Annotated in this window: 3 protein-coding genes; 1 reads left to right on the top strand and 2 read right to left on the bottom strand. The window is 68.3% G+C overall.

The annotated features are described in order from the left end of the window. Both ACTWQJ_RS48875 and rhaI read right to left on the bottom strand, forming a co-directional pair. Positions 1 to 393 (bottom strand): class II aldolase/adducin family protein (locus ACTWQJ_RS48875; protein WP_443312810.1); only part of this gene is annotated, 393 nt, incomplete at its 3' end. A 143-nt stretch (positions 394 to 536) separates the two neighbouring features. Continuing rightward, positions 537 to 1,697: an L-rhamnose isomerase gene (gene rhaI, locus ACTWQJ_RS48870; RefSeq protein WP_443312809.1), complete on the bottom strand. Its 1,161-nt coding sequence runs from the start codon at positions 1,695 to 1,697 to the stop codon at positions 537 to 539. 273 nt (positions 1,698 to 1,970) lie between these two features. Between rhaI and ACTWQJ_RS48865 the strand changes: the two genes are divergently transcribed. After that, positions 1,971 to 3,313: sugar ABC transporter ATP-binding protein (locus ACTWQJ_RS48865; protein ID WP_443312808.1), on the top strand; the 1,343-nt coding region annotated here is incomplete at its 3' end.

Here is a 3,313-nt window from a genome sequence, read left to right as displayed (position 1 = left end):
CGCGATACCGGAGTCGGGATGCAGATGATCGACGTGCGCGGCCTCGACGAGCCCATGCATGGCGGTGTCGATGGAGGGAGCCGCCCCGCCCTTGCCGTGCAGGCAGTAGTCGAAGGCGGCGACCATCTCGTCCTCACGCTCGACGCCCGGGTAGACGTCGACGAGCGCCCGCATACGGTCCAGCCGCAACACGGCCAGCCCACCCTCGGTGAGCGTACCGAGGTCGCCCCCGGACCCCTTGACCCACATCAGCTCGACGTCACCACCGGTGACGGGGTCGGTGTCGGTGCCCTTCGCGGAGGCGTTGCCGCCGGCGTAGTTGGTGTTACGGGGATCGGAGCCGAGCCGATGCGATCGAGCGAGGAGGGCGGCGGCTTCGGGGTGCAGTGCCATGTCTTCTCAGTCCTTCAGGATGTAAAGGGGGTGAATCTTCAAACGCGCCGGGGGGAGCGCCCCTTAGGGGCGCGGGGAACTGCGCGACCAGCCACACACAGCCCGCAGCCCGCAGCCCGCAGACAACGGAACTCGGCAGACGCTTACGCCCCCCAACCCGCCTGCTGCCCACCAACCCGCTCCTCAGCGATCTTCTCGGCCCACCCGGACCGGGCATACGCACCCATGGGATCGGCGTCCAGCCCCATCTCCTCACGCACCTCGGCAAGCAGCGGCCGCACATCCGTGTTGTACGCGTCCATCAGCACGGCGTTGGCGCCCAGCACATCCCCCGTCCGCTGCGCAGCACCCAGCGCGTCCCGATCCACGAGCAGCGCCTTCGCCGTGGCCTCCTGCACATTCATCACCGACCGGATGATCGCCGGAATCTTGGCCTCGATGTTGTGGCACTGGTCGAGCATGAACGCGACCTCGGGCGTGAACCCACCCCCACGCACCACCTCGTACATGATCCGGAACAGCTGGAACGGATCAGCGGCCCCGACCATGAGGTCATCGTCCGCATAGAACCGCGAGTTGAAGTCGAACCCCCCGAGCTTCCCCTCCCGCAGCAGCGTCGCGACGATGAACTCGATGTTGGTCCCGGGCGCGTGATGACCCGTGTCGACAACGACCTGCGCCTTCTCCCCGAGCTTCAGACAGTGCGCATACGCCGTCCCCCAGTCCGGCACATCCGTCGTGTAGAACGCCGGCTCGAAGAACTTGTACTCCAGCAGCATCCGCTGCTCGTCCCCCAGCCGCTCGTACACCTCGGCCAGGCCCTCCGCCAGCCGGTCCTGCCGAGCCCGGATGTCGTCCTGCCCGGGATAGTTGGTCCCGTCGGCGAACCACAGCTTCAGGTCCGTGGACCCCGTCGCGTCCATGATGTCGACGCACTCGAGCAGGTGGTCCACCGCCTTCCTGCGCACCGCCGCATCCGGATGGCAGATGCTGCCCAGCTTGTAGTCGTCGTCCTGGAAGGTGTTGGAGTTGATGGCTCCCAGCTTCACACCGCGGTCCTCGGCGTACTTCGCCAGCGCCCCGTAGTCGTCCACCTTGTCCCAGGGGATGTGCAGGGCAACCGTCGGCGCCACACCCGTGAACGTGTGCACCTGCGCCGCGTCGTCCAGCTTCTCCTGCGGCGTCCGCGGAACACCGGACTGCGCGAACACCTTGAACCGCGTCCCCGAGTTCCCGTACGCCCACGACGGCGTTTCGACTGCCTGCGTCTTGAGTGCGGCCTTCACCGCGGCGAGCTCGGTCACTTGAGGGCTCCTGTGACGTCGGGTCGGAAAGTCAATTGAACGGCTTCACTGTGAAACGATTCAAGACGGGAACGTATGAGCCCACCGGAGGGGTGTCAAGCCCCGCGACCAAGGGTGTTTCTCGTGACCGGGCCGTGACCTTCGTTCATCGAAACTTTTTCGACACGGACCCATTGACGTGACATGCGCTCCGTGCCTAACGTCCCGGCAACCAAGTTGAAACCTTTCACGACGCCGAGAGGGCCGTCCCGCCGGCGTCGTCGAGGAGCCCTCATGACCCACCCGTCCACCACGGGTCCGGCCCCGGTTCTTGCGCTCAGGGACATCTCGAAGTCCTTCGGCGCGGTCCGCGCCCTGCGGGACGTCTCCCTGGAGCTGTTTCCCGGGGAGGTGCACGCCCTCGCCGGGGAGAACGGCGCGGGCAAGTCGACCCTGATCAAGACGCTCGCCGGAGTGCACCGGCCGGACGCCGGCCAGGTGCTGCTCGATGGTCAGCCGGTCGTCTTCCACGGTCCCGGCGACGCCCGCGACGCCGGCATCGCCGTGATCTACCAGGAGCCGACCCTCTTCCCCGACCTGTCGATCGCCGAGAACATCTTCATGGGACGCCAGCCCCGGCGCGCCCTCGGCCGGATCGACCACAAGGCCACGCACTCCGCGACCCGCGCCCTGATGCAGCGCCTCGGCGTCGAACTCGACCCCGACCGCCCCGCGCGCGGCCTGTCCATCGCCGACCAGCAGATCGTCGAGATCGCCAAGGCGCTCTCCTTCGACGCCCGCGTCCTGATCATGGACGAGCCGACCGCCGCCCTCACCGGCAGCGAGGTCGCCCGTCTCTTCGGCGTGGTCCGCACCCTGCGCGAACAGGGCGCAGCGGTGCTCTTCATCTCGCACCGCCTCGAGGAGATCTTCCAGATCTGCCGGCGGGTGACCACCCTGCGCGACGGCGCCTGGATCTCCAGCGAGCTCCTCGACGGCATGACGGAGGACGACCTCGTCCGCCGCATGGTCGGCCGCGACCTCGACGAGCTCTACCCCAAGCAGGACGTGAACCCGGGAGAGGTCGCCCTGAGCGTGCGCCGGCTGACCCGGGAGGGCGTCTTCACCGATGTCTCCTTCGACGTACGGCGTGGCGAGATCGTCGGCCTCGCGGGGCTCGTCGGCGCGGGCCGTACGGAGGTCGCGCGGGCCGTCTTCGGCATCGACCGCTGGGATGCCGGTGAGGTCGAACTGGACGGGCGGAAGCTGATCAACGGCGCCCCCTCCACCGCGATGGCCGCCGGCCTCGCGCTCGTCCCCGAGGACCGGCGCGCCCAGGGCCTGGTGATGGACATGTCCATCGAACGCAACATCGGCCTGACCGGACTCCGTACGACGGTGAAGGCCGGCCTGATGGACCGCGGCGCCGAACGCAGCCGGTCCCTGGACTGGGCCGTCAAGCTCCAGGTCAAGTACGCCCGGATCGCCGACACCGTCGGCACGCTGTCCGGCGGCAACCAGCAGAAGGTCGTCCTGGCCAAGTGGCTCGCCACGCGGCCCAAGGTGCTGATCGTGGACGAGCCGACCCGCGGCATCGACGTCGGCACCAAGGCCGAGGTGCACCGGCTGCTGAGCGA

The sequence above is a fragment of the Streptomyces sp. KR55 genome, assembly GCF_052245645.1.
Classification (GTDB): domain Bacteria; phylum Actinomycetota; class Actinomycetes; order Streptomycetales; family Streptomycetaceae; genus Streptomyces; species Streptomyces flavusporus.
The sequence above is the reverse complement of the archived record's forward strand: the minus strand, read 5'-3'. Positions and strand labels throughout refer to the sequence as shown.